Annotated in this window: 7 protein-coding genes; 1 reads left to right on the top strand and 6 read right to left on the bottom strand. The window is 36.8% G+C overall.

Annotation, left to right across the window (positions count from 1 at the left end):
* Positions 1-172 precede the first annotated feature (172 nt).
* Entirely contained in the window at positions 173-442 is a 270-nt protein-coding gene (locus tag GSY74_RS01675; RefSeq protein WP_164663382.1) for a hypothetical protein, read from the top strand.
* Positions 443-532: 90 nt separating this feature from the next.
* Here GSY74_RS01675 and GSY74_RS01670 read toward each other — a convergent pair whose 3' ends face one another.
* The 6 genes from GSY74_RS01670 to rpmE are packed head-to-tail and all read right to left on the bottom strand — an operon-like array spanning position 533 to position 5,870.
* Positions 533-1,798 (bottom strand): homoserine dehydrogenase, encoded by a 1,266-nt coding sequence (locus GSY74_RS01670; protein WP_164663381.1) that lies wholly within the window; start codon positions 1,796-1,798, stop codon positions 533-535.
* Positions 1,799-1,803: 5 nt separating this feature from the next.
* Positions 1,804-3,036 (bottom strand): LL-diaminopimelate aminotransferase, encoded by a 1,233-nt coding sequence (locus GSY74_RS01665; RefSeq protein ID WP_164663380.1) that lies wholly within the window; start codon positions 3,034-3,036, stop codon positions 1,804-1,806.
* On the bottom strand, positions 3,036-4,106 hold the full coding sequence (locus GSY74_RS01660) for a hypothetical protein (RefSeq protein WP_164663379.1): 1,071 nt from the start codon (positions 4,104-4,106) through the stop codon (positions 3,036-3,038). The genes GSY74_RS01665 and GSY74_RS01660 overlap by 1 nt, the downstream gene beginning before the upstream one ends.
* A complete protein-coding gene (rlmB, locus tag GSY74_RS01655) occupies positions 4,096-4,779 on the bottom strand; it encodes a 23S rRNA (guanosine(2251)-2'-O)-methyltransferase RlmB (protein ID WP_164663378.1) in 684 nt (227 codons plus the stop codon). The genes GSY74_RS01660 and rlmB overlap by 11 nt, the downstream gene beginning before the upstream one ends.
* A gap of 38 nt (positions 4,780-4,817) precedes the next feature.
* The gene (rsmI, locus tag GSY74_RS01650) at positions 4,818-5,651 is read right to left on the bottom strand and encodes a 16S rRNA (cytidine(1402)-2'-O)-methyltransferase (protein ID WP_370518758.1); all 834 of its coding nucleotides are present in this window, start codon (positions 5,649-5,651) and stop codon (positions 4,818-4,820) included.
* Positions 5,652-5,672: 21 nt separating this feature from the next.
* A complete protein-coding gene (gene rpmE / locus GSY74_RS01645; RefSeq protein WP_164663377.1) occupies positions 5,673-5,870 on the bottom strand; it encodes a 50S ribosomal protein L31 in 198 nt (65 codons plus the stop codon).
* Positions 5,871-6,057: the final 187 nt, after the last annotated feature.

Here is a 6,057-nt window from a genome sequence, read left to right as displayed (position 1 = left end):
TTTTTCTTATCTCTTCATAGCATTTTTTTGGGTCTATTATATTTGTAATATTTATCATCGTTTTTGATGTAAATATATTGTAACTTTCTTAAAGTAAAAGACTAATAATTACTATTTTTCTGTGAGACCTCTGAGGTTGGTATGAGCCAACAACAATATCTGCTCTTTGGTTATGAATGATGTAATGGAAGAGAGAGTCTCTTTGTATAATCAAGCTAAAGAACGAAAATATCTCTATCAACTTAACAAGAGTTTCTCTATTGGTTGTATGAAAAACAGCTTAGTCTTAATGTTTCAAAAAAATGTTCGTGAAGAGAAGATATATCAGATGATTGAGGATGAGATTATTGGAAATTTACTGCCCATAAAACCCGACAGAAGCTTTGAGAGGAAGAAGCACTCTTCTACTAAGTTTCCTGTCTCTAAAAAGGCTGGTTTTTAGGTGGGTTTGGGCTTAATTCATTGGCATTGGGCTAAAGCCATCGGTTCCAAGTGTAAACTACTTTTCATCAAATATGAAGCATCTCTATTTTTACTTCTCAATCCTCATCATAGCAATCTCACCATAGATACAGTCAAGCTTTTTCAACACAACCATAGCCTCCTGAATCTTAGCCTCTTGACACTTATGGGTAGTAAAGAGCAACTTAACTCTCTCATCATTAGAGTGAGGTTTCTGTAGCATAGACTCTATTGAGATATTAAACTTTTCAAGCTCTCTAGTGATAGAAGCTAGTACCCCAGACTGGTCATCTACCTCCATTCTTAGATAATAGTTTGTCACTATCTCCTCTTCAGGAAGAAGCTCTAATCCACTACCCTCTAAACCTTTTTTATATCCTAGCATTGGACCATGGTTTCCACGGACTATATCAACTATATCAGCAATAACAGCAGAAGCTGTAGCATCACCACCAGCTCCCGCACCATAGTACATTGTCTCACCTACTCTATCACCTACTACAGAGACCGCATTCATGACACCATCTACTTTGGCTATCATGCTATTTTGGCTTATCATAGTTGGATGCACTCTAAGCTCTACACCATTTTCAACTTTTTTGGCGATTCCAAGCAGTTTTATCTCATATCCAAACTCTTTTGCAAAGGTTACATCTGTTTGGGTGATATTCTCTATCCCCTCTATCAGAATATCCTCTGGTTTGGCATCTATTCCATAAGCGATACTTGCCAAGATGAGCAGTTTGTGAGAAGCATCAAATCCACCTACATCAAATGTTGGGTCAGCCTCGGCATAGCCCAAATCTTGAGCCTCTTTAAGTATCTCATCATACTTAGCACCCTCATTTATCATTTTGGTCAACATATAGTTGGTTGTTCCATTCATAATACCTTGAATGGACTCAATGTGATTAGCAGTCAAACCATTTCTCATCGCACCGATAATAGGGATACCACCTGCTGTACTAGCCTCATACATCAGTGGAGTATCACCTGCAATCTCTTGAAGTTCATAACGGTGATATGCTAGAAGTGCTTTGTTTGCTGTCACAACTGCTTTGCCACTCTCCAACGCTTTTTTGACTACAGCATAGGGCTTCTCGACTCCACCCATAAGCTCCACCACAATATCTATCTCTGGGTCATTTAGAATATCATCGACATTGTCAGATAGTGGAATATTGACCCCTCTATCTTTTGAGAGATTTTTAACCACACCGTGTTTTACCACGATTTTTTTACCTGCTCTAGCCTCTATAATATCTGCATTTTCCTCTAAAATATTTGCAACACTCGCCCCAACTGTACCAACACCCAATATTCCAACTTTTATCATCACTTCTACCCCTTTAATTTTTCTGCTTCTATTTTCTTTATAAATTTTTTGATATTTCTAGCCGCTTGTCGTATTCTATTCTCATTCTCAATAAGAGCAATTCGCACATACTGGTCACCATACTTACCAAAGCCAATCCCTGGACTCACAGCCACACCAGCCTCTACAAGCAGTCTCTTTGAGAACTCCATGCTACCCATATCTCTACAGATTTCTGGAATCTTACCCCAAATAAACATACTAGCACTCGGTTTTCCCATCTTCCAACCTGCATTGGCAAACGACTCTAACATCACATCTCTTCGTTTTAGGTAGCGAGGTATTATCTGCTCCTCTGGTACATAACCATGCTCATCAAGTGCTACGGTAGCTGCTACTTGGATAGGGGTAAACATACCATAATCTAACCATGATTTGATACTCTCTAAAGCCCCAACAAGTTTTTTGTTCCCAACAACAAAACCAACACGCCAACCTGCCATATTATAAGATTTTGATAGAGTATAGGCCTCTACAGCTACATCTTTTGCCCCCTCTACCTCTAAAATAGATGGTGTCTTATATCCATCAAAAGTAATGTCTGCATAAGCAATATCAGAGATAATATAAAATCTCTCCTCTTTTGCCAAGGCTACAACTCTTTGATAAAATTCAGGAGTTACTGTAACTGTTGTTGGATTATGAGGAAAGTTCAATATTAAAAATTTTGCACGAGGCAGAGAGTTATCCAAGGCCTCTTTTACATCTTCTATAAATGCCTCTTCATCCAGTTCAAATGTCTCTTCATTAAACTTTAACTCCATCTTCTCAACATTGGCTCCTGCTAGGATAAAAGCCTGTGAGTGAATTGGATAGGTAGGGTCAGGGACAATTGCTACATCACCTGGGTTGGAGATAGCTTGAACTAAGTGTACATACCCCTCTTTGCTTCCCATAGTTGCAACCACTTCACTATTAGGGTCTAAATCAACATTGTATTTTCTCTTATACCATTTTGTCATTGCAAGTCTAAGTTTATAGATACCTTTACTCGCACTATAACCATGAGTTTTATCTCGTTGAGCTGTCTCACATAGTTTATCAATAATCGGTTGAGGAGTTCTAGCATCTGGATTTCCCATTGAGAAGTCGATAATATCTTTACCTGCTCTTCTCTCTGCCATCTTCAAATCATTTATCTCTGCAAAGATGTACTTTGGTAGTCTATTTATCTTATCAAATTGAATCTCTTCAAACATTACCAACCCTTTCCATCATTAAGTGCTTTGAATTCTGAACGACTTATCTCTCTCATCTCGTTGCTGTCTATATAAAAGTAGTGTTTGGAACTATCATTTATCTCAAGTGTTTCTAGGTCAGAAGCAACAGAGAGGCGACCATGCCCTGTTATTAGTACCCATCGCTGCTCTCCCACATCAATTGGTGTTGATTCTGTTGTGATAAACTCTTTTCGTCCTTTTGTATCCAAGTTGATAAAACCGAACCATAAGTTTACTCTTGGGTTAACAGTTACATTATAGATTATCTCTGCTTTCTCTTCCCCCTCAACAATAATATTATCAGAAGCAGTCTCGACATTAGTCTCAATAGCTTCATCTACAATTTCATCTGTAGTCTCTTCAGCAATACTCTTTTCAGTCGTAGTTTTATTACTCTCTATCTCTTTATTATCTTCTGCACTATTTAGACTAACAGTGATATTCTCTTCAACTTTATCTTCAATACTCTCTATTACCGTGCTAGACTCAGCCGCTACACTGTTATTTGATTCATTTTCGTCGATACTTTTCTCTTCTGTTACTTGAGTTGTTTCTGTTGTTTGAATCTCAACTTTTATCTCATCTTCATTTTCAGCATCTTTAATTACAACACTCTCTTTTGCATCCTCTTCATTAACACTACTCTGTAGAACTTCACTATCCTTTAGTTCATTTTCTCTATTCTCTGTATTACTAAGATTTCCGCCTAGTTTATCACTATTATATAGATACCAAAGTCCGCCTAAGAGAATAAATATAATAAGCCATTTCAAGAAACCTGAATCCCTCTTTGTTCTATCTGCAGAGAGTAATATTGGTTGGTTATCATTATCACTGTGCTCTTCAAAATAGTTTTTGATACTACTCTCTAAATCATCGAGTGGCATGTCGTATTCACGCTTTAATATACTTAAAAACCCCATAGCTTTAACACGCGTAAGGTCTTCAAAATTATTATCAACTAAACTTTCAAGAATTTCAATTGATATATTAGTTCTTTCGCTAACAGATGTTAAACCCTCTTTTCCCAATAATTCACTAAACTTCATATCTCATCCTATCTATTAATATTGCTGCGGCGGCACTCACATTGAGCGAATCAAATTCTCGTTGCATCTCTATAGAGACTATCTCATCTATTTTGCTTTTAGCTCGTTTTGAAATACCCTCACCCTCACTACCCAAGAGTAAAACCCTTTTAGTAGTAAATTTGCAGGAGTTTATGGATGCACCCCCCATTGAAGCACCATATATCCTAAAATCCACCTGTTTGAGTTCATTTATCACATCTAAAACATTTGGTATTATAACAAATGGCATATCAAGTAAGGCTCCAGAACTGGTTCTTACTATAGAAGCAAAATTGAGACTTTTGACACCAGAAGCGATAATGCCATCAACACCTAGAGCATAAGCAGTTCGTACAATGGCTCCGATGTTTCCTGTATCTGTCAATGAATCAAGCACTAGAACAAAACTATTCTGTTTCATTGCAGTTAAATCCGATTGAGCAAATTCCTCCATCTCAACCAAAATGCCTTGATGATTTCCACCTTTTGCCATACTCTGGGCCCATTTATTCTCCAAAAATTTTATGCGAGACTTATACTTATCATAAAGTTTTTGAGGTAAAATACCTTTTTTAGCAATATATACTGTTTTTACTGATGGCTCATGCTGACTCAATGCATGAAGACATACTTGTTTTCCATAAATAATCATAAAGATGATTTTATCGAAATTTTGCTGTTAGAAAAGAATTAAGAGATAAGTTCTGTATACCACTCTTTTGTAGTTTTATCTGTTATTTTTGATAAAAGTTTTGCTTTTACTTTTGGAGCCATATCTATTGATAAGATATCCTCTAAATATAGTGCTTTATGTTCGCTCTGTTTCGCTTCTATCACCACCACCCATTCACCTTTAGAGTTGATAGTTTCAAACTTTTTCAAAATCTCTTTAGCAGTTCCTCTGTAGTAGTTTTGAAACTTTTTACTCAACTCCTTAGCAAAAAATAGCTCTCTACTCTCATCAAGAGCAGTTATCTCCTCTATAAGTTTTAAGATACGATGAGGAGACTCATAGAGAACTGTGTCTGTGGAGCTGTTCATAACTTCTGTAAGCATAGAAGTTCTACTCCTTCCTTTGTGAGGTAAGAAGGCAAAAAAGTTAAACTTTCCATTTTTGAATCCAGAAGCAGCATAGGCTGTAGTCACGGCACTAGCCCCTGGTAAAACATCATATTCGATGTTACTGTTTTGACAATACTCAACTAGTATCTGTCCAGGGTCAGAGATAACAGGCATTCCTGCATCACTTACGAAAACCACCTCTTCATCTTGTAAGCGTTTTGCAATTTGAATCAATCTCTCTGCTCCATTATGTTCATGAAAAGATATAAACTCAGCATCAGGATAGGAGAACTCAAATCGTTCTTCTAGGATGCGTAACAATCTCTTGGTTTCGCGGGTATCTTCACATAAAAATAGCGTAGCTTTTTCAAACTCTCTTAAAGCTCGGATAGTAATGTCTTGAGGGTTGCCTATAGGCGTAGGGATAAATTTTAACATGGGATTTAAAAAGAGGGTAGACACATGGGTCTACCCCTACATTCATTAGAGATTGTATTTTTTCTTAAATTTGTCAATTCTACCAGCAGCATCAACAATTTTTTCAGAACCTGTAAAGAATGGATGACACTCATTACAGATATCAATATTCATCTTCTCTTTGTCTGTTCTAACCTCAAACTTGTTTCCACAAGCACACTCTACCGCACAAACTTTATAGTCTGGGTGTATATCTTTTCTCATCTTCGTACCTTTAAATAATTTTTTGCAAAATTTACTTGGAATCGGAGGCTTTAGCTCAATGCCAATGAATTAAGAATATTGTTATTGAATTTATTAGGACAAGGCAGTGCCATTGTCCCTACAATATTTCAATTTCAAAACAGTAGAGACAAGGGACTCCCTTGTCTAAATCTTTAATTCATTGGCA

This window comes from Sulfurovum sp. bin170, from assembly GCF_010892395.1.
Classification (GTDB): Bacteria; Campylobacterota; Campylobacteria; order Campylobacterales; family Sulfurovaceae; genus UBA1140.
This window is presented reverse-complemented; position numbering and strand designations above follow the sequence as displayed.